The 21,633-nt window shown below is 32.0% G+C and carries 12 protein-coding genes and 6 tRNA genes; 8 read left to right on the forward strand and 10 right to left on the reverse strand.

Annotation, left to right across the window (positions count from 1 at the left end):
• Positions 1-151 precede the first annotated feature (151 nt).
• Positions 152-2,623, reverse strand: a complete 2,472-nt coding sequence (locus GAPWK_RS10065; RefSeq protein WP_025316108.1) for a class I adenylate cyclase — start codon at positions 2,621-2,623, stop codon at positions 152-154.
• 106 nt (positions 2,624-2,729) lie between these two features.
• Between GAPWK_RS10065 and GAPWK_RS10070 the strand changes: the two genes are divergently transcribed.
• The 5 genes from GAPWK_RS10070 to GAPWK_RS10090 all read left to right on the forward strand — a co-directional run bounded on the left by GAPWK_RS10070 (position 2,730) and on the right by GAPWK_RS10090 (position 9,021).
• The gene (locus tag GAPWK_RS10070) at positions 2,730-3,254 is read left to right on the forward strand and encodes an NUDIX hydrolase (protein WP_051516273.1); all 525 of its coding nucleotides are present in this window, start codon (positions 2,730-2,732) and stop codon (positions 3,252-3,254) included.
• A 433-nt stretch (positions 3,255-3,687) separates the two neighbouring features.
• Complete coding sequence (locus tag GAPWK_RS10075) at positions 3,688-4,488, forward strand: YdgH/BhsA/McbA-like domain containing protein (RefSeq protein WP_025316109.1); 801 nt, start codon at positions 3,688-3,690, stop codon at positions 4,486-4,488.
• A gap of 583 nt (positions 4,489-5,071) precedes the next feature.
• Entirely contained in the window at positions 5,072-6,223 is a 1,152-nt protein-coding gene (locus GAPWK_RS10080) for a hypothetical protein (protein WP_025316110.1), read from the forward strand.
• A complete protein-coding gene (locus tag GAPWK_RS10085) occupies positions 6,223-7,593 on the forward strand; it encodes a DUF6384 family protein (RefSeq protein ID WP_025316111.1) in 1,371 nt (456 codons plus the stop codon). The genes GAPWK_RS10080 and GAPWK_RS10085 overlap by 1 nt, the downstream gene beginning before the upstream one ends.
• A 3-nt stretch (positions 7,594-7,596) precedes the next feature.
• A complete protein-coding gene (locus tag GAPWK_RS10090) occupies positions 7,597-9,021 on the forward strand; it encodes a hypothetical protein (RefSeq protein ID WP_025316112.1) in 1,425 nt (474 codons plus the stop codon).
• 922 nt (positions 9,022-9,943) lie between these two features.
• Here the strand turns inward: GAPWK_RS10090 and GAPWK_RS10095 are convergent.
• The 8 genes from GAPWK_RS10095 to GAPWK_RS10135 all read right to left on the reverse strand — a co-directional run bounded on the left by GAPWK_RS10095 (position 9,944) and on the right by GAPWK_RS10135 (position 12,567).
• Positions 9,944-10,018: transfer RNA gene (locus GAPWK_RS10095), tRNA-Gln, on the reverse strand.
• Between the two features lie 15 nt (positions 10,019-10,033).
• Positions 10,034-10,118 (reverse strand) — tRNA-Leu (locus tag GAPWK_RS10100).
• Between the two features lie 65 nt (positions 10,119-10,183).
• Positions 10,184-10,258, reverse strand: a tRNA-Gln gene (locus GAPWK_RS10105).
• Between the two features lie 186 nt (positions 10,259-10,444).
• Positions 10,445-10,519 (reverse strand) — tRNA-Gln (locus GAPWK_RS10115).
• Positions 10,520-10,544: 25 nt separating this feature from the next.
• Positions 10,545-10,629 (reverse strand) — tRNA-Leu (locus GAPWK_RS10120).
• A 37-nt stretch (positions 10,630-10,666) separates the two neighbouring features.
• Positions 10,667-10,743, reverse strand: a tRNA-Met gene (locus GAPWK_RS10125).
• Between the two features lie 117 nt (positions 10,744-10,860).
• Positions 10,861-11,958, reverse strand: a complete 1,098-nt coding sequence (locus GAPWK_RS10130; RefSeq protein ID WP_025316113.1) for a CCA tRNA nucleotidyltransferase — start codon at positions 11,956-11,958, stop codon at positions 10,861-10,863.
• Positions 11,959-12,567 carry a TIGR04211 family SH3 domain-containing protein gene (locus tag GAPWK_RS10135; protein ID WP_025316114.1) on the reverse strand — a complete coding sequence of 203 codons (609 nt, stop codon included), beginning with the start codon at positions 12,565-12,567 and terminating at the stop codon, positions 11,959-11,961.
• 228 nt (positions 12,568-12,795) lie between these two features.
• On the opposite strand from GAPWK_RS10135, the gene GAPWK_RS10140 reads away from it, so the two are divergent.
• Both GAPWK_RS10140 and GAPWK_RS10145 read left to right on the forward strand, forming a co-directional pair.
• Entirely contained in the window at positions 12,796-14,913 is a 2,118-nt protein-coding gene (locus tag GAPWK_RS10140) for an alpha-galactosidase (protein WP_025316115.1), read from the forward strand.
• A gap of 343 nt (positions 14,914-15,256) precedes the next feature.
• Positions 15,257-16,261, forward strand: coding sequence for a substrate-binding domain-containing protein (locus tag GAPWK_RS10145; RefSeq protein ID WP_025316116.1), 1,005 nt, complete (start codon positions 15,257-15,259; stop codon positions 16,259-16,261).
• 91 nt (positions 16,262-16,352) lie between these two features.
• On the opposite strand, the gene GAPWK_RS10150 is transcribed toward GAPWK_RS10145, so the two are convergent.
• On the reverse strand, positions 16,353-18,137 hold the full coding sequence (locus tag GAPWK_RS10150) for a carbohydrate porin (protein ID WP_025316117.1): 1,785 nt from the start codon (positions 18,135-18,137) through the stop codon (positions 16,353-16,355).
• A 365-nt stretch (positions 18,138-18,502) separates the two neighbouring features.
• On the opposite strand from GAPWK_RS10150, the gene GAPWK_RS10155 reads away from it, so the two are divergent.
• Complete coding sequence (locus tag GAPWK_RS10155) at positions 18,503-21,583, forward strand: beta-galactosidase (protein ID WP_025316118.1); 3,081 nt, start codon at positions 18,503-18,505, stop codon at positions 21,581-21,583.
• The last annotated feature ends 50 nt before the right edge of the window (positions 21,584-21,633 follow it).

A 21,633-nucleotide genomic window follows, 5' to 3' on the forward strand; every position in this document is an offset into this window, starting at 1 on the left:
AGTTAGATTGTTAAATTTGAAAAAAGTTCCCATTTATTTTAATAGAAATATAATTTTTTTCATATCAAAATACCTTTGAAACATTTTTTATAATAAATAATATTAATTTTATTGAATTTTTTATAATATGCTGTAACTTTACAGATCAGTGTTAATTCAATAAGTAGATCTCTCGTTCGCCAGCATTATTATAAGTAATTTGATAAAATTGCGGTAGATTGAAATTGACAGAACTACTCGTAGTAAAAGTAAATCTATCATCAGATAAAACATAAAAATCATTAATGGCTTTGACCATATTTTCTCTACTACCATTACAATTTCGATATATTTCTATTTGATTATTCTCATTTAAAATATAAAGATCAAATCCCGTGTTGGTATCTTCGAAAAAGAACTGAATTACACCTTGATAGGCTACGCTGTCTATTTCTTTAGGCAGTTCATTCGTTTCATCTAGTATATTTAATGGTCTTCCTTGAGCTTTATTATTAGACACTGCACCATAAAAATCAATGGCATTTTCAAATTGGTGGAAAGAGACACCTAGTCGTTCAAAAAATAGATACCAAGATTCACCATCAATTCTCAAAGGTTTAACTTGAGTTAAATTATTTATCGTAGAACTTAATCTCAGTTCTACGCAATCATCCATCAATTTTTTTATTTGTTGTCTAATTTGGTTATTTAAGCATTGACTATAACAAAATATTTCCAATGAATTGGGTAAATCTGCATCTTTATGCATTCGGTTAAGTAACGCTTTTATAGCTTCAAGAACACATAATTTACCATTAAAATGTAAAACACGAATTTCATTCCAAGAATTACGATATAATAAGTCTATCGATCCAACTAAGCTTAATTCATTTTCACCATAATTTAATATGTTCGAATTAAATTCATCTTCTAAATTTAAGTTTAATGTAGGATCGTTTTCGAGATTTAAAATTATGGCTAAGTGACGTATTTCGCAGGGTCCATAAAGTTGTTCTTCGGTTGCGGTTGGAACATTAATAGGAAAATATGCTTTTAAATCTTTAATAAATTGGGTTATTTTAGTCTTATCGCGATCTTCACCATTATGATAATAAAACTCCGTTGAATCACAAATCATATTATTAAAATAGCACCAACTAACTAATTTAACCAAATGTTTACTATATTCTATATATTGATGACCAATGATGTCATTTAAAATTGGTTTTTGTTTATACACATACCAACCTGCTCGATTTATCCTATCTTCTTTAACATAAATAAATGTAAGCGTATCTTCTTGTAAATTATTGGAAATATTTAGTTTTAATGTGGTTATTTTACCAGGTAATACTTCAAAAGATGCATAAAGTTTACGTGTTAATATTGCTAAGTCTTGTGGGCTAATTAATGAATCTAAATTATTACGACGACCAAAATTTAGTAAATTGCGATAACCAGTCATCATTGTCTGCAATAATATTTCGTGTATTTCACGAACCTGTTCTATTTTCCAAGTATTGCTAGCATCTAATTTAGCAATAATCTCTTTACTCCATCCCCATTGTTTAACTAAATCGTCAAGGACTTTTCGACGCCAAGATGGCAAACGACTAGGTACAGATAATTTTTCATTAACTTTTAAATAAAAACACGTTCTAATCAGTTCTAATCGTGAAAAATCTTTAATTTCAACAAGATAATCAGTTAATCGTTGCAAAAGCATATAGTACGAATCTAAATAGCAACCTTGATAAATTTCTGCCTTTTGAATGTAACTACGCATCTCATATGCGATCGGTTTATTTTCAGGATAAATCCATGAATAAGCTTCAAGTAATAAAGTTTTCAAAACAGCTTTAAACGGAGAATCAATACTTTTATAAAGTTGCCATAAGCTGGCGCCAAAATATTCTTCTGCTGATAGTCCAGTTAATGGACCAAAATCAATCCATTCATCACGGATGATAATATTCTGCTCGATTAATGCTTGAACACACTTTTCATAAGTCGGATATTTTGTGTTATTAATAATTAAATCGCTAGGCACTGCAAACCATAATAATAATTTACCTGCCAATAAGTTGGCCGAACGATAAAACTCTTCTAACAATAATATATGTTGAGCCGAACCGCAATTTTCACCGATTAAACATTCATGATGCTTATTAATAAAGCGATCGACATCTACAACAAATAAAGTTAATTTAATTCCTAATTCTTTAGCCCATTGCTCAATTAAACGACATTTTTTTTGTAAAGATGACTTTCTATCTGCTGATAAATTATTTTCAATGCAAATCCAAATATCCAAATCTGATGCAACTGATTGTCCAATTGAACATGTGCTACCCATTGAATATAGAGCCGAAATGTCAGGTTTAACAGTTGTTAATGGAGCAATAAAATTAAAATCATTTTTTAATTGGGTAGAAATAGTTTCAGAAATTTCATAACATGCAATACCCTTGGGCATATCTTCATTTAAATAGCCTGGAAGTTTGGGGTCATGAAAGTGAAAAAGAGCCGGCAGAAACGAAAAAACATGTTGAAATTCTTCTGACATAGCATTAAGAGCACGTTCATGTTTCAATAAAGCAAGATCTTTAAGTTGTTTTTTTATGTTGTTAATATAATATTGCATGGCATTATTCAAGTAAAACACGTGTACTACTAACAAACAATTTCAATCTAACATTTTATTATTATAACGTAAATAGAACGTTAAATTAAAAAACAAAATAAATATTATGATCACATTAGAAAAAATAACGGATATTTTGAAAACAGTTAAGCACCCTAAACAAATCAATAATAAAGCCGCAGTATTAATTCCAATTGTGAACGTAGATAATCAATTACACTTGTTATTTCAAATTAGATCTCATAAACTCAAATGGCAACCAGGTGATATCTGCTTTCCTGGCGGTAAAATTGAAATGGAAGATATAAATCCAGAACAAACGGCAAAAAGAGAAACATGTGAGGAACTGGGACTTTCAAGCAATGAAATTACTATTTTAGGTCAGTTACCTAAATTTATTGCCACACTAGGAATGATAATTTATCCATTTGTAGGTAAAATTGATTCTATAGATAATTTAAAACTGAACTTTGACGAAGTTGAAAGCATTTTTACGGTTCCGCTTGAGTGGTTTAAAAAAATCAACCTGTACATGCTACAATGCAAGTTGGGCATAAACCAGATAATGATTTTCCTTATAACTTATTACCCAATCGCCCAAAAGACTGGCAAAAAAGATCTGAACATTTAGTTTACTTTTATCAATATAATAATTATATTATCTGGGGTCTAACTGCTCAAATAATAATACAATTTATTAATACAATTCAAAAAGCAACATAATTTAAGAAAAATCAGCAATCTAATTTAAAAAAATATTTCTACTTTAATTAACGTTCTTCAGTAATCTTTGTATTTTTAGCACAATGTTTCTATAAGTTTCATTTATTACTATATATTTCTTTATGAGTTTCATTAAATCCAAATATATTAAAACAAACTACTCTTATATTTTTAAGATAAAGATTTATGGCTAAACGCAATTAAAAATGTGTAGATATAGACATAAAAATCTTAGAGTTTGATCGTATATAAATATCTGTAAATTATGCTTTTTTTTCAAATTTAAAAAAGCGTTAAAAATTAACTTTAGTTTTAATAATTTATAAATGAAGGAAATGATCATGAAACGTTTTAACAAATCATCCATTACTCTTGCTATTTTATTATCATTACCAGTTGCTAATGTTTATGCAGCAGATGCTTTGACCTCTCAAGAAGCAAAAAACTTAATTCCACTTAAAGAAATTTCGGTAACTGGTAGATATTTACAAGCTGAAAATGCAGCAGATGATATTTCTCGAGCTGCAGATGAAGCTGGTGCAAAATACTATCATATCAAATCTATTGAGAATGCAATGACTAATAATTCAGCCGATAGCGCTGTTGTTTACGCCGATATTTATCAATCTAACCAACCTGTCGCTGTGGAAAAAAAAGAAGTGACACAAAATGGTGTCGTTCTTTATCCGCGCGCTAAAGCCCTTTATTATCTTCCATTTGAAGTTATCAAATTTAAAGGTAATTATAATAATACTGCCGAAATAATGAATGACGCGAGTAAATTAGCTGCAGAAAAGGATGCATATGCTTTTTATGTTTACTCTATTGCACCTTCTGATATCAAAAATCAGGAGCAAGACATTGATGTTGCATTATACAAAAAAGATGCAGTAGTAAGAGATTTCATTGTTTCTAAAGCAATAGAAGGTGAAGATGCTTACGAAATCACGAGTGATGCGTTTCAAACAATGACACCTTATGAAACAATTAGTTTCCATGGTTCATTCAATAATACAGCTGAAATCAGTGCTGAGGCTCAAAAATATGCAATTGCTAATGATGCACACTTCTATTATGTGAAAGAAATATCGACAAATCCAGCTGGTACAATACAAACCGTTTATGTAAATTTATATAAATAATAAGTTAATTTCTTACATAACTTTCTACGTGAAATATCAGTTCAAGCACGTGGAAAGTTATTATTAGCCCCTCATTAAAAGTATACCGATTGAACTGAAAATGATATTTTTTGCTAGATATTTTTGTGGGCTATTTGTTGACTACTATTTTAATTATTATATAGTTTTTTGATGCTAAAAGTTTCCATATTATACTTCCTTTGGTTTTGACTGAACCACAATTATTAAATGCATACCATTCAAATCTTCTGCTTAATATGTCAAGTACAATGATCCACTAAAATTTGTTTAAGTAAATACTATCTGATTTACGATTATCAGGAGTTATAACATTTGGAAATGCATTAATTAGTTTTCATCATCATAATGTTTATACCTCAACTTCTTCAACAAAAGATATAACAACATTAAAGAAAATAAATCGTTCTTTTGAATATGTTTAATTAAATTTTAATAATTATATTAAAAAGAGTTTTTATAATTTCTATTTTAAATCAATGGTAAATTGTTAAATTTAAGTTAATGATATATAATTTTTTAAGTTAACTCATAAATTTATAAAAATAATTTAAAGGATTAAAAAATGTCTAGCCAAGTTGTTACTTATGTCGATAGAGCGGTACAGGTATTAAATAAAATCGGCATTATACTTAAACCTCAAACCGATGCACCAATTTTAAAATTACTGGATAATGTTACCGAGATTGATAAAAATCGGGTTATGTCGATAGCACGTACCCTGCAACAACAAAGTGCGTTTAATGAAGTAGTTCGAGAACAAATTGATGGTGTTCAAGTATCACAGCGTTATACCAAAATAGTTAATCATTTTGATAGTATTCGTACTGATATGGAAAAAATGATAGGTTGGCTTGATGATGGTCGATTAGACTTTTTTGAAAGGATCAAAATTGGTTGGATGAGGCTTCAACGAGGATCAATTCCAGATCGTTTTAATCTTATCAAAGATACCTACCTAGAAGTGTCAAAAGAAACAGGTAATCAAGTCGAACGTGAACGTATTATTTTAAATGCTTATCAGGATTTTAGATTTGGATTAAAACAAGCACAGATTACCGCCGAAGAATTAGTCAAAATGGCTACAGCCCGCCTTGAAGATTGTAAAAATAAATTATCATTAGCCATTGCCGAAGTAGATAATTTCAATTCTGATGATCATGTAGCGCGAGCGCGTTTAGAACTCATTAGAGATGAAGCATTACGTAATGTTCAACAAGAAGATAGCCGTTATCAAATTATTTTAGATTTAGCGAATAATTTAACTGTTTCTTATAATTCAGCAGAAGTAGTATTTGCACGTTTACAACAAACAACTTCTGTGAAAGAACGAGTATATCAACAAAGCGTTAACTTTTTTTCAACTAATGAAATTGTGTTTACTGCTTTAAGTGCTTCAATTACCTCTTTAACTGGTTTGAGCGAAAGTACTAAAACTTTAGAAGCTTTGAAAGATGGTATGAATAAAGGTATAGAAAGTATAGCATCTGTAGGTAATAAACAATTAGAAGAGGCCTTACGTGCAGGATATGGTTCTACCATCAAAGCCGATTCGTTACGTTCTTTAGTTGAAGCGATTGTTAATTATCAAGAATCAAGCCAACAGCTAATTAGTGAGCTGCGAAATGAATCAATTGAAAACGCAAAAGAAATAGATCGTATTGTTGAAGATGGAAAACAACGCTTTAACAATATTATTTTAAAGGTTAATAGTTAATGTCGGAAATTAAGCTTAGTGAGCAATTAGGTGCGATGGCAATAATTGATGAGCTTTATCAAAAGCAGCAATTATTACTTGAGCACCTTGATCGCAATGTTTTGCGGGATAAATTGAAAGAAAACATAAAAAATTACTATCAAACCAAAGGACAATTTATTGATGATAGTCTTATAGAAAAAGGAATTAATCTTTGGTTTGATAAACGTTTGCGGTTTAATGTACCTAAACGTAATTGGTTCATGCATTTTCTTGCCTTATGTTATATTAAGAGAAACATTTTATATTCCATTATATTTATTATTTTATCTGCTTTAGCTTTAATTAACTTTGCAGAAATAACGTTTGCAAAAAAAATAAGAAATAATATTGATATTACTTATAACCATATTTTATCCACAAAAAGTACTTTAGATGATTTGAATAAAAAATTTCTTGAAATTGACAAATATCCCATTAATTTTTGCCAAGTTCCGATAAAGAAATTAAAAAACTCAATTATCGATTTGCTCAACCAAAATATTATTCCTTCTATAATAAAATCTGGGACAGATATATCTTCAATAGCGCAGAAAGATGAAGATATACTTAAATATTTAAAAGAGACAGACGAATCAATCAATACTAAATTATCCGAAATCACTTCACAAATAATCCAATTGCATGAATTACTTGAAAAGGATAAGAAATTAACTAAATTAATTCAAAATCAAGTATTTAATGATGTAAGTAAGAAGTACCCTATTTTACAAAATGCTGTCGATTCTATTCTTGATAATCTTAATCAAGGTCAAACAGATATTGATATTAATCGGATTGAAACACTTTATTCTTCAATTGAACGCGCAGAATTTCTTGAAAAGAAAATTGAATCTGATACCAAACAGTTACTAGAATTAAACGTACCTGAATCAGATATGGATCCCATTATTGCGCTTCAAACATCATTACTTGCTGATTTAAAAGATTTAAATTTTGAAAATGTTGAAAATTATCAAACAATGATGGCTTACTACATCAAACTAGCACAAACTAATTTAACGTTGACTATCGTTGACCATCCAGATCATAAATCTGGGGTAGAACGCACTCATGAGAATACTAATGGTAAATCTTGGTATTTAATTGTTCAAGCATTAACACCAACTGGTAAGCCAACATCAATATGGGTAAAAAGCATCGAAACGGGTGAAACCAAATTAGTAGAGATGTTTGGTCAACAAGTTACCTTAAAAACATTTAATGACGTTAAAGAGGATAAAATAAATGATGGGCATATTGATAATAACAAACTTTGTGCTAAACCAAAAGGACGTTTAATTTTTAACTGTCCAAATTCAGTTAAATCAGGCAGGATTTCAGAGTGGTAAACCATGCAAACAAGAAAAATTGAAAGCATCATAAATCAACAAGCTCAAACAACTAAGGCTTCTTTAGACTCAGCCAATCAAGAATTGCATGATACACATGAAAAATTACTTGATTTAAAGACTCAACAAGCAAATATTTATAATAAAATTGCGACCATCTATTTATTAGAACCACCTAAAAATAACGATATTAAAATACAAAAAATTATCGACCAGTTACAAAATGTTTTAAAGCAATTAAAAAGCGAATCTTACAGTTTAGACAAAAAAATTGATAAGCAGCAGATAAAATTAACAGAAATTTTGATAAGGTTAGATGAACTTACAACCGAAAAAACGCTACAACTTGAAAAAGATCCCGATTATGTATCGCTATTTAATCGCTTTACTATCGAAAAAGAGCGCTTTGATAAAGAAACCAAAAACTTTGAAGTGTCTCAAAGCGAGTTTTCGGAAAAACTTGTTCAATATAACGAAAATAGGTATTTTAATTATTTAATTAACCGAAACTATGGTGAAAATAATTACCAAGGTTTTTGGATCTTAAAAAACCTAGATGCATGGTTAGCAAGATTTGTTAATTTTTCTCAAAATTACAAAAATTTCAAATTAATAAATTCATTACTTAAGGAGTCAAACTCACGTTACGAAAATCAAAAAAGATCTTATGAATTAGCATTAAAACAAAAAGAACAGAAAGAGCATAGTGTTGAAACTGTTTTGAAAATACCAGCGATAAGAGTTGAATTAGCAGAAATTGAGCAAGATTTAGCGAATCTAGAACAACAAAAACAAGAAAATCATAATGTTTTAAATGAAACACAAACAGGAAAAAGCCTCGAGTTTAAAAGACTCTCTTTGCAACTTGCTGAGTTTTTAAAACACAAGTCTTTTGATAGACTTCAGCAGCTAACCTTACAAACAAAAACTAAAGGAGATGATATATTACTTAAAAAGCTCTATGAAATAGAGAAACAGATAAAGCAATCTGAAAATCATATTGTTCATCTTCGTAGTACAACTTCAGATTTAATGAAAATCTATGAGCGTTTTAATGAAACACTTCATCTTTTTAAGGAATACAATATTTCCAGTTCTTTATATGAATATAGGATATCTTCGTATAATCTTAATGAACTATTAAATAAATTATTAAACAATGAGATTTTTCCGATTACCATTGTTGAGACACTACTTAGCTATAGAGTACGAATAAAAATCGAAAACAGAACATCGTTACATCAAAGCAGTATCGGATCATTATTTAGCAATTCATCAAAATCATCTTCTTGGGGGTCTTCATACCGTAGTAGTTCTTCATCCAGTAGTAGTTCATCATCCAGTAGTAGTTCATCATCAAGTCGCGGTAGTTACTCATCAAGTTCATCGTCAGGTGGTGGAGGATATAAAACGACAGACAGTTTTTAAATCTAGGTATGAACTTTTTTATAATATATTCATTATTCACGTTCTATCGTGGATAATGATTAATTTTACAAATCTCTGTTTTGTCAGCAATTTATATACTATTTGCATATAAATTACTTATTAGAAATACATAAATCAATATGAAAATAATACTGATTACTAACTACTTATCTATATTCGATTTGGGTCATATTATTTGATTACTTATACTATATTTTGATTTTATACGCTTCTAACATTTTTCCACTAGGTTACTAATTTATTCTGACTTGATAATTAATATAGTACTTCTGTTAAATTATTATAGAAAAATTGCGATATAAAAGTTCTATAATAACGACAAACAGATTTTATGTAATTAATCATAAATTCTATATGAATTTGAGCTAATTTTTTACTCGTGTCGGAACATCGACTTTTAATTATTCCTTTCTAACGCTTAGATTTCACACTAATTGAACCTAAATTTATTTTGAGATTACCATTTTTCTATTTTTAATTTTTTATTATCAAGTATCTAATGACGCTCTACAGCCTATTGATATTTTATTTCATCATAGATGAAAAGCATCACTTTATGATTAAAAACGCAACATAACCAAGAAAATTATGTTTTATCGACTATTGGGTTTTTACTAACAATATTCAATACATATTTACTTTAAAAGTATATACAGAAACTTTATACAATAATTAGCTTAACTCAACATTAACATGATTAAGTTAATACAAGTTTTTTTAAAAAATAGGATTATGTAACAAAAATTAACATTATCCACTCTTACTTTAGTAATAATATTCATTAATACAAATTGCATTTAAGAAGAAAAAACAACAAAAAGAAGTATGAATTAATGTTATTTATAACCTCAAATAACATTGGGAAAGAATTAACTAAATAAATGCAGAGAATCAATGTTTATGGCTGGGGTACAAGGATTCGAACCTTGGAATGGCGGAATCAGAATCCGCTGCCTTACCGCTTGGCTATACCCCATTATAAATAAATATATGGTACGGGTAGTGAGATTTGAACTCGCACACCTTCCGGAACTAGAATCTGAATCTAGCGCGTCTACCAATTCCGCCATACCCGCATTGCACTATTGATAGAATAGTATATATCAAATTAAAAAATTTTAATATATTATACAGGATAAAATGGCTGGGGTACCAGGATTCGAACCTGGGCATGGCGGGATCAAAACCCGCTGCCTTACCGCTTGGCTATACCCCAATAAAGGATAATTATTAAGATAAAATGGTGCGGATAAAGAGACCTAAACTCACCTACCTTACAGCGCCAGAATCTAAACCTGGTGCATCTACCAATTTTGCCACATCCATATAAATAATCGATAAAGAGGTATAAACCTAAGGATTAAACGGATTAGAGCTTCTTAAAAAATTACGCAGAATGTAATGGCTGGGGTACCAGGATTCGAACCTGGGCATGGCGGGATCAAAACCCGCTGCCTTACCGCTTGGCTATACCCCAATAAAGGATAAATATTAAGATTAAATGGTGCGGGTGGAGAGACTTGAACTCACACACCTTGCGGCGCCAGAACCTAAATCTGGTGCGTCTACCAATTTCGCCACACCCGCACTGAATACTTCCGGTAAAAGTACTACCTAATCTTAATGGTGGCTACGACGGGATTCGAACCTGTGACCCCATCATTATGAGTGATGTGCTCTAACCAGCTGAGCTACGTAGCCATCTCATTCGCAACGTCATAACCAACACTGCGAGGCGCATTATGCTTAAGTTCAGGCAAATCGTCAACACTTTTTTTTAGATATTTTGAAAAAAAAACACGATCGACTAAGATGCAATCAAATCCGGTTTAATAACAATTCAATTCGCCTTATTTGGAGTTCAGTTTGAATTTCTTTTCCAATAAATCCATCCGCAATAATTTTTTGCACATTAACACTATTAGCTAGTTTATAAGCATTTTCTAAATATTGTGCTTGTGGAAAGGATATTGTTTTAGCTAAAGCTTTGCTTGCCATAATCAATTGATAAAGATATTGTGGGTTACGCCATACATCAATTCTATTTAGTAAACAGATAATTTGTTCAGCAGTGAGTGTTTGAACACACTGAACATCTTTATAGTATTGTTTAACCATTATGGCAAGCTTAGTATAGTTATTGGGTGATTTGATTTTATTACATAAATCTTCAACCATATACTTAGTTGATAACTGCGAACAAAGAATACTAAAACGGATGGTTAAATCGTTAGTTAATGCAACAGAGCGTTTTAAAGCATCAATAACTGTATCGGACAAGATTAACGATGGAAATAATATAGCAAGTGCGCCACATTGTTCCAAAACCTGAAAATAAATTTGAGGATCTAAAGTAGATAGGGCTTTTTCGGTTTCTTTCCAGACTCGCTCTGGGGTAAGGTAACTAATTTCTCCAGCTAAAACCATATCTTTCATAAGATTCATTGTTTCTGTTGCAACAACAAAACCTAATTGATGATAACGAGCAGCAAAACGCGCGACTCGCAAAACTCGTAAAGGGTCTTCACGGAAAGCTGGCGAGACATGACGTAACAGTTTACGTTTAATATCTTCAACGCCATGATAAGGATCAATAATATTATTTTCTTCATCCATAGCAATAGCATTGATGGTAAGATCTCGCCTGATAAGATCTTGTTCTAAAGTAATGTCTTTACTGAAATCACAAATAAATCCAGTATAGCCATTACCTGCTTTGCGTTCTGTCCTCGCTAATGCATACTCTTCTTTTGTAACCGGATGTAAAAATACAGGGAAATCTTTACCGACCTGTTGATAGCCTAAAGATAGTAATTCCTCAGGTGTTGCTCCAACAACAACCCAATCACGATCCGAGCTCACTAATCCTAATAATCTATCTCGAACATACCCTCCAACAAGGTAGATTTTAGACATTTAACGCATCCAACGATCTTTTTTACGACGAGGCATTATCATTGGTAAAATTAGACCTAATACAAGACCACCACCAGCAACAAGACCACCGTAAGTGAACCATGTAAGGATAAGATCGAGTCGTTTATCATCAACTTGATTTAACATCGAATCTATTTGAGTTTTCTGCTGTTTGACTTGTTTCTCAAGATCGGTATTTTTATTTTGAAGAGTTTCAATTAATTTTTCCGCAGATTGCAATTTTTGTTCGTATTCATTTACTATTATTCGTTGGTGTTCATCAACGTTATTCACTTTATCTTGATATTCGGCTAATTTTGCTTCTAATTCTGGAAGGCGTTCTCGATAACTTGGTTCATCATTAAGTTTGCTGGTTTCAATCCAAGCAATCTTACCATTACTGATTTGAACTCTTGTGTATTTGCCATCGTCACTTTTTTCAAGAGAAGTGACTTTTTGACCAGTTTTAACTGCACCAGAGAAACCATAATTAGCACCAGGACCACGACGTACGTAGATATCTAAATCATCTGTCACATATTTTTCTGCAGCATTAGTGCTAAAAACAAAACCAAGAAAAGAAATTATAATAATCTTATGTTTTTTCATCATATTTAATTCAATCCATCTATTTTTTAACCATAATAACATAAAAAAATAACTTTTCGCACATTCATTTTACAATTATATGTGTCTACAAAATAACAAATAAAACAAAAAATGAAATCGATTACATTTTTTATGAGATCTTAATCACAAAATAAAAAATTAATTATTTTATTTTAATAGAAATACAATTATTTTAAATAGATAAAGAACCACAATCTTGGAGTAATTATGAACTATCGTCTTAACAATAACAATATAGATGTACTATTCCGTACAAAACCTTATGCTGAACTCAGCTATTTTGGTAAACGTTTACAAAACATCCAATTGGAACAGCTGGAAATGTTAAATCCTGCTGTTCCTAACGCTCGTATTGATGTCGACGTACCTTTTACCTTGTGTCCTGAAGAAGGTTTGGGTAATTTTAGTACACCCGGACTTGAAGGTCATCGCAATGGCAAAGATTGGTCTCCAGTTTTTATAACCAAAGAAGTTATTCAAACAGAAAATCAGATCACCATTATTAGTGAGGACAATATTGCTAACCTTCGTTTCACCAGCGATTTTCTTTTAGATGACAGTGGCGTATTACAATGCCAAAATAGTTTAACTAATTTAGGCGATGAACCTTATCAGGTCAACCGTTTATCAATTACTCTTCCCCTACCTGAAAGAGCACAAGAATTAATGGCTTTTAGTGGGCGTTGGATTAAGGAGTTTTTCCCTCATCGCACAAAAATCGAACATTGTGGTTATTTGCAAGAAAACCGTCGTGGACGTACTTCACACGAATATTTTCCAGGTATGATAGTTGGTACCAATAGCTTTAAAGAACAATCTGGTGAAGTATGGGGTGTTCATTTAGGTTGGAGTGGAAATCATCGAATCCAAGTAGCCGTAAAAAGTAATGGTAAACGTTTTATTCAAGCCGAAGCTTTGTATATGGCTGGTGAAATTACATTAGCTAAAGACGAGTCAATTTCAACTCCTTGGATGTATGCAACTTATAGTGATCATGGTTTGAATCAGATGAGTCAGCAATTTCATGAATTTTTACGTGGTAACATTATTAAATTTAGCCAAAATAAACCGCGCCCAGTCCATCTTAATACTTGGGAAGGCATCTTTTTTGATCATAATCCAGATTATATTATGCAAATGGCAACTAAGGCTGCACACATGGGGGTTGAACGATTTATAATTGATGATGGCTGGTTTGGTAAACGTGACGATGATTATCAAGGGTTAGGAGATTGGTATTTGGATAAACGAAAATATCCAAACGGCTTAGAACCCGTAATTAAGCATGTTAAAGATCTGGGTATGGAATTTGGTATTTGGGTCGAACCAGAGATGATTAATAAAAACTCCGATCTTTATCGTGCTCATCCTGATTGGTTACTTGAATTGCATGGTTATAACCAACCTGAAGGTCGTCATCAATATTTACTCGATTTACAAAATCCAGCGGTTTTTGAATATTTACTTGAAAGATTAACATGGTTGCTTGGAAGCTATGACATTGACTATATAAAATGGGATATGAATCGCGAAATTGTGCAAGCAGGTCATAATGGTAATCCTGCGATTGTTGGACAAACAGAAGCGTTATATCATTTAATTGATATTTTACAAGAAAAATTCCCTCATGTTGAAATTGAGTCTTGTTCTTCTGGAGGAGGACGTATCGATTATGAAATATTAAAACGTACTCAACGTTTCTGGACGTCAGACTCTAACGATGCATTAGATCGACAAATCATTCAGCGTGGTATGAGTTACTTCTTCCCTCCTGAAGTAATGGGCGCTCATATTGGTGGTGCCTTGTGTCATACTACATTCCGCGAATTACATATGAATTTACGTGGTTTGACTGCACTATTTGGTCATATGGGCGTTGAACTTGATCCAGTTAAAGAATCTGAGAAAGAACAAAAAGCATTTGCTCATTATATTAATTTACATAAACAATTGCGTCCATTATTACATAGCGGAAATAGTGTGCGTCTGGATGTCGACGATCCTAACGCAATGCAAAGTTATGGTGTTATTAGCAAAGATCAAAAAGAAGCAGCATTTATTATCGCCCAATTAGCATTACCAACTTATGCACTGAGTGGTAATTTACGTTTGACGGGGTTGTTATCGGATAAGCAATATCAGATTGAAATTCTTGATATGCCAGATAATATTGATCCTAAAGTTAATGGTCATGCTATGAAAGTTTTACCATTATGGATGCAAACTAAAACAATACTTTCCGGCGATTGGTTAATGAATATAGGATTACCATTACCTGTGCTTGATCCTGCAACGGCAATGCTTATCAAAATAACATCCAAATAAATCAAAAAAACACAAAAATCATAATATTTTTTAACAATAAGGGGGAATGAACGCATTCATTCTCCTTAATAACGTATTGAATTTGAAACGATTCAGCAAATAATACAATGATTGGCAAATGAAAATTTTTCCATTATTATAAGGTCTTATCTCATATATTCAGTATCCAACCGACTGAATTAGCTAAAAGATATAAACAAAAATATTTCAAGTATAGGTTCCCTCCCCCTTTGCGAACCATTTTTGCTTTAATCGTTGGTAAACTACAAAATTTTAAATGGATAAACTTTAAACAATAGGGATATAAATTTTTAGTAGTAATATCAAATTAAAAGGAAGTTTTATGGCGACAATAAAAGATGTTGCACAATTAGCCAATGTTTCAGTTGCAACAGTATCTCGTGTTATCAATAATGCAAGCAATGTTAGCAATAATAAGCGTGAGATTGTAAAAACTGCTATGGAAAAATTAAATTATTATCCAGATGCAAACGCTCGTGCTTTATCTCAGCAAAATTCCAAAACCATTGGTATTGTTGTCGCTGATGTTTCAGATCCTTTTTTTGGTGCCATGATCAGTGCAGTTGAAAAAGTAGCTTATCGAACTGGACATTTTTTATTGATTGGCAATGGTTATCACGATGAAAATAAAGAATATAATGCTATAACTCAATTAATTGAACATCGCTGCTCTTCATTGGTAGTCCATGCAAAAATGCTTTCCGATAGTGCTCTTATAAGATTGATGCAACAAGTTCCAGGGATGGTATTGATTAATCGTGTAGTAAAAGGTTTTGAAAAACGCTGCATAGCACTTGATGACCGTTATGGTTCTTACTTAGCTGTTAAACATCTAATTCAACATGGTCATACTAATATTGGTTATTTGTGTTCAAATCATGATATATCTGATTCATCTGATCGCTTACAAGGCTATAAAGATGCGCTTTTAGAACATAATATTGACATAGATGATAATTTGATTGCTATTTCTTCGCCAAATGAAAGAGGTGGTGAACAAGCTATGATGTCTCTTTTAGAGCGCAATCGACAGATTACCGCCATTGCTTGCTACAATGACTCTATGGCAGCAGGTGCTATTTCTGTATTATACGACAATGATATAAAAATTCCGTCAGATATTTCTATTATTGGTTTTGATGATCTATTACTTGCTCAGTATTTACATCCTAAACTAACAACCATTCGTTACCCATTACAAACTATGGCTGAGCAAGCAGCTGAACTCGCATTACAATTAGCTAAAGAAGAAACTCCACCTGCAAATTTAATTAATGTTTATACTCCAACATTAACTAAGCGATTTTCGGTTACCCAAATTAAATAATCGACACTAGATTAAAAACTACATTAAAAAATGTCGAAAACCCTAAAAATTATGTGTTTTCGACATTTAAATTTTTATCAGATAAGATTATTTAAAACCAAACTTCAGTTTGCACGCCAAAGCTAATTTGATTATCCTTACCATTAAAGTCAAATTTACTAATATCATTTTGCAAAGACTCTATATAAGAAACATAGAAACGTATATCAGGTCTTGATGTTAAAATGCTTTCACCTACTTTAAATGAATGGAAAACCGTCGTTTTAAAACCTTCTTCATTATAGCTTTTGCCTTTAACTTTATTTTTTTGTCTAAAATAACCTAATTCGATGCCACTTTGATTATAGTTATCCCATATATAAGCAGGTCTTACTGCTGATTTGAAACTCGAAAAATCGGTATGAGCTAAATTGAGGTCATAAGAATAAACATCTGTTCCCGTTGTAAGCGCAAGTGCATGGGCTATAATAACTTTATCGGATAAATAAGCTTCACCTTCAGACACCAATCGATAAGCTTTTCCCCCTGTATGAGTACCGATGTAATCATTATCAGAATTAGCCGCAAATTCAGGGTTATTAGTATTTATATTAGCTAATTGTGACGCAACAGAATTGGTTGCTGTTTGTAAAGTCCATTGATTAAATCCACCAAAGAAATTATTTTGTCTTAAAACAAAACTTCCTAACCAAGCATTTTTTACACTAACACTGTCCTGGATTTTGGATTTATTGGGTGCAGAATAACGACCATTAATTGCAAGAGTAGCATCTTGCCATAAAGGAATATCCCGATAGCGAAGCTCGACTTCATTCAAATCGACTTCTTCCCGCTTGGTTACGGTTTGTACTTCAGTATTGCCATTGTTTACAACTTCAACTTTTTTAACTTGTTTTACGTTGACATCTGCTCGCACCAAAGCTAAATCAAGTTTACCCACGCCAATTCCAAGATCTTCAATACCTATACCACCACCTGCTGGTGTTTTTTGTGTTTTCCAGTCTAACATTTGGATTTCATTATAAGGAAGTGAATGTTTACCTACCCATAAATTTGCGTCAGGAAATCCCGGTACAAATCCTTTGGTCGATAAATAGATATCAGAAAACTGCATAATATTGTCATCTTGGGTATTAAATAAACCAGCAGCTTTATTGGTAGCGACATTACCATCAATCATAACAATGGCATCCACTCTATGGCCATTTTCATCATACACTTTTTGTTTAAACACAAGATCGTACCAACCACCATATTCATTACCAAACCTACCTAATGCTCCTTCAGCATAATTTTTAGGTTTGCCATTTTGGGAAGTAGACCAACCACCACGAAAATAACCATTGAATGAAAATCCTATTTCGTCTTTGATGTAATCTTTAAACTCTGACAGAGTAAAAGAATTTTTAAGTGATGTTGTTTGGGATGTTGGATCTGCATTATCAGTTGGCTTAGTATCGTTAACTATAACAACTTGATTGTCTACTGCCGGTTGTTGTTGAACAGTAGACTTAGAATTAATATTGATTTGAGTGTGATTTTGGGTTTGTTTAGATGCTGGTGTTTGAGTTGAAGTTTTAGCTAAAGCAATACTCTGATTTTTCAGCGTTTTTTGTTGATTATTTATTACAATCTGTTGTTGTTGAATATTCTTATTTAATTCTGCTAGCTGTTTATTAGATTCGATCACTTGCTTTTTTAAATCTATAGATTCTTCAGAAAGTGCCAATAATTTTTGTTCTAACATCGATATTCTTGCCTCTAACTCGTCTTGAGTAGCAGCGAAAGAGTTTTGTATTGAACACAAGCCAAGTAAAGTAATTAAAACAATTCGTTTAGGTTTGATGTTTAATGCTGCCTTAGTTAAATATTTCATTTTTTCTACTCATTATTTTATATATTAAAGAGTCTCAAAAATTTGAGACAAAAAAAAACCTAAAAAATAGCGATAACTATTCTTTAGGTTTTGCCCATAATCTTACAGTAGCAATCCAATGCTTAATAAATAAGCTTATTTAATATAACTAATAAAATTGATCATTAACAATATAAATAAACATATATGTGACATGTGTCACATTAATATTTAATTAATAACTAAATTTCCCATTTTTAAAAGAAATCACCAAAATATAAATGTAATCGATTACATAAAGTGTTAAATTGATCACTAAAATAAATAAAGAAACTATTTATAATAAATTAAAAACTGCTCTTCAAATTAAATAAAAGGAGAAAATAATGAATCCTTGTTTCAGTGAAATCATCAACCGGTTGGATTGGAATAACTTATCTATATTAAGCATTAATCGACTTAATACACATCCCAAATTTAATAGCTGGCGAGATAAACAACAAGCTAAAAATAATAGTGATTCAGATGCAGTATTATCACTCAATGGTGATTGGTTTTTTAGTTATTTTAACAACCCAAAACAAGTACCAGAATCATGGTTGAATAAAGAACTCGATAATACCACTATTCCTGTTCCATCAAATTGGCAATTTCATGGTTACGATGCACCTGTTTATACAAATATTCGTTACCCTTTTCCTTATAATCCTCCTTTTGTTCCTGAAGATAATCCTACGGGTTGTTACTCACGATACTTTAATATTGATAAAAAATGGTTAAATAAAGGTGATACTAGAATTATATTTGATGGAGTTAGTGCGGCATTTCATCTTTGGTGTAATGGTAAATGGGTTGGCTATTCACAAGACAGTCGTATCGCTGCCGAATTTGACTTAACTCCTTTTTTAAAGAAAGGTGAAAACCGAATAGCAGTGCTAGTTTTAAAATGGTGCGATGGCAGTTATCTTGAAGATCAAGATATGTGGCGATTAAGTGGCATTTTCCGTAGAGTCTCACTACTTAATAAACCAAAATCACATTTACAAGATATTCAAGTTAAAACATTACTTGATGCTTGCTATGAAAATGCTACCTTATCTTTGCAAATTGATGTAAAGCATCAAGACGATATTGAGATGCTCAATGTAGACATTGAATTATGGCAAAAAGATAAACTAGTTCTTGAACAATCGCAATCAATTGGAACTTCTGATATTGATGAAAAAGGTGGTTACAATGACCGAGTAGTTTGCCATATTCCAGTGACTAAACCACAATTATGGAGTGCTGAAACGCCAAATCTTTATCGGCTAGTTATCAGCTTGAATCATACTAATACAGGTTTAGTTGAATCTGAAGCTTATAACATTGGTTTTCGAACTGTAGAAATCAAACATGGGCAACTTTGTTTAAATAATAAACCATTAATCATTAAGGGAACGAATCGTCACGAATTTTATCCTGATATGGGATATGCGGTTACCGAGCAAGCTATGCTTCATGATATAAAATTAATCAAACAACACAATTTTAATGCTGTGCGTTGTAGCCATTATCCGAATGATCCTCGTTGGTATGAACTTTGTGATGAATATGGCCTTTATGTAGTAGATGAGGCAAATATTGAGTCACATGGGATGTTCCCAATGTCACGTTTGTCTGATGACCCTCACTGGTTGGCTTCCTATAGTGAGCGAGTAACTCGTATGGTTCAACGCGATCGCAATCACCCATCTATAATCATTTGGTCACTTGGTAATGAATCAGGGCATGGTGCAAATCACGATGCACTTTATAGTTGGATCAAAAGTAATGATCCAACCCGCCCTGTCCAATATGAAGGAGGAGGCGCTAATACAGCTGCCACTGACATTATTTGTCCTATGTATGCACGAGTGGATCAAGATCAACCTCATCCAAATGTTCCCAAGTGGTCTATTAAAAAATGGATTTCAATGCCCGATGAAAAACGCCCGCTTATTTTATGTGAATATGCCCACGCTATGGGTAACAGTTTAGGTACTTTTTATAAATATTGGCAGGCTTTTCGGCAATATCCTAGATTACAAGGTGGTTTTATTTGGGAATGGGCAGATCATGGTATTCGTTGCCATAATCAATCAGGTGAAAGTTATTGGGCTTATGGCGGTGATTTTGGTGAAGCCTATCACGATAGACAATTTTGTTTAGATGGTTTAGTTTTTCCTGACCGCAAACCTCATCCAAGTTTAATTGAAGCCAAAAAAGTACAACAGCCATTTCAATTCAAACTTGTCAGCCAAAAACCTTTGATTATTGAAGTAACTAGTGAGTATTTATTCCGTACTACAGACAATGAAATACTATATTGGGAACTGCTGCTTGATGGTAAAAATCAACAAAATGGTAAACTTAAACTTAATATTAAGCCTAACGATACAATTGAACTAAAAATTACTGACGAGATAGGTAATAATATTAATGGAGAAAACTTACACCTATCGCTTAAAGTCATTCAAAACAGAGCCACCGCATGGTCTCCAGAAAAGCATATTGTGGCTTGGGAACAATTCCAACTAATTAATAATTTTATTCCGCAATTAGCATTAAGTAAAAATAAAAAATTACTAAAATTAACTGAAAATGACAATGAATTTATTGTCAATTGGAAAAATCAAAGTTGGCAAATTAACAAAAAATCAGGACAACTGAGCCAATGGGTTAAAAATAAGAAACCATTGTTAGCCAGCGCACTGACTGATCAGTTTATTCGAGCACCAATTGATAACGATATTGGCATCAGTAGTGGTTTCGATAACAATCCTTTTGCATGGGTTGAAAAGTGGAAAGCTGCTGGCTATTTTGATTTGCGCCATCAGTGTTTAGGAATTAAGGCATCACAAACAGATGATTATATAATTATTGAAGCGCTTCATGCTTATAGTGTGAAAAAACGCAAAGTCATTCAAAGTAAATGGTTACATCAATTTGATCAGGATGGAAACTTAACAATATCAGTAGAAGTCGATATTGCAAATGATATGCCAGCACCAGCGCGCATTGGTTTAACATATCAATTAAAAGAGATACCAAAACAGGTAAAATGGCTTGGATTAGGACCTCATGAAAATTATCCTGATCGAAAAACCTCTGCAATTTTTGGTGATTGGTCATTACCATTTGCCGAACTTTATACGCCTTATATTTATCCTTGTGAAAATGGCTTACGTTGTGATGTCAAACAATTAACGCTAAATGATATGATAATTACAGGCTATCATTTTAAATTTAACATTAATCAATATGGTACTAAACAGTTGATGGAAAAAACACATCGTCATTTATTAGAGCCTCAAACATGCGCCTATGTCAGTATAGATGCTTATCATATGGGCATTGGTGGTGATGATTCTTGGACACCAAATGTACATCCAGAATTTTTATTAACGGATAAACATTATCGTTACCAATTAGTTTTTAAATGTTAACAAACAAAGATTATATGACTAAAATAAGGCACGGTTTAATCGTGCCTTAC

The organism is Gilliamella apicola, from assembly GCF_000599985.1.
Classification (GTDB): domain Bacteria; phylum Pseudomonadota; class Gammaproteobacteria; order Enterobacterales; family Orbaceae; genus Gilliamella; species Gilliamella apicola.

Bases quoted from the DNA above. Each gene is read 5' to 3' on its own strand.
- GAPWK_RS10145 (WP_025316116.1), top strand. From the start codon at position 15,257: ATGGCGACAATAAAAGATGTTGCACAATTAGCCAATGTTTCAGTTGCA.
- GAPWK_RS10090 (WP_025316112.1), top strand. From the start codon at position 7,597: ATGCAAACAAGAAAAATTGAAAGCATCATAAATCAACAAGCTCAAACA.
- GAPWK_RS10080 (WP_025316110.1), top strand. From the start codon at position 5,072: ATGTCTAGCCAAGTTGTTACTTATGTCGATAGAGCGGTACAGGTATTA.
- GAPWK_RS10155 (WP_025316118.1), top strand. From the start codon at position 18,503: ATGAATCCTTGTTTCAGTGAAATCATCAACCGGTTGGATTGGAATAAC.
- GAPWK_RS10140 (WP_025316115.1), top strand. From the start codon at position 12,796: ATGAACTATCGTCTTAACAATAACAATATAGATGTACTATTCCGTACA.
- GAPWK_RS10085 (WP_025316111.1), top strand. From the start codon at position 6,223: ATGTCGGAAATTAAGCTTAGTGAGCAATTAGGTGCGATGGCAATAATT.
- GAPWK_RS10150 (WP_025316117.1), bottom strand. From the start codon at position 18,137: ATGAAATATTTAACTAAGGCAGCATTAAACATCAAACCTAAACGAATT.
- GAPWK_RS10065 (WP_025316108.1), bottom strand. From the start codon at position 2,623: ATGCAATATTATATTAACAACATAAAAAAACAACTTAAAGATCTTGCT.
- GAPWK_RS10130 (WP_025316113.1), bottom strand. From the start codon at position 11,958: ATGTCTAAAATCTACCTTGTTGGAGGGTATGTTCGAGATAGATTATTA.
- GAPWK_RS10070 (WP_051516273.1), top strand. From the start codon at position 2,730: ATGATCACATTAGAAAAAATAACGGATATTTTGAAAACAGTTAAGCAC.
- GAPWK_RS10075 (WP_025316109.1), top strand. From the start codon at position 3,688: ATGAAACGTTTTAACAAATCATCCATTACTCTTGCTATTTTATTATCA.
- GAPWK_RS10135 (WP_025316114.1), bottom strand. From the start codon at position 12,567: ATGAAAAAACATAAGATTATTATAATTTCTTTTCTTGGTTTTGTTTTT.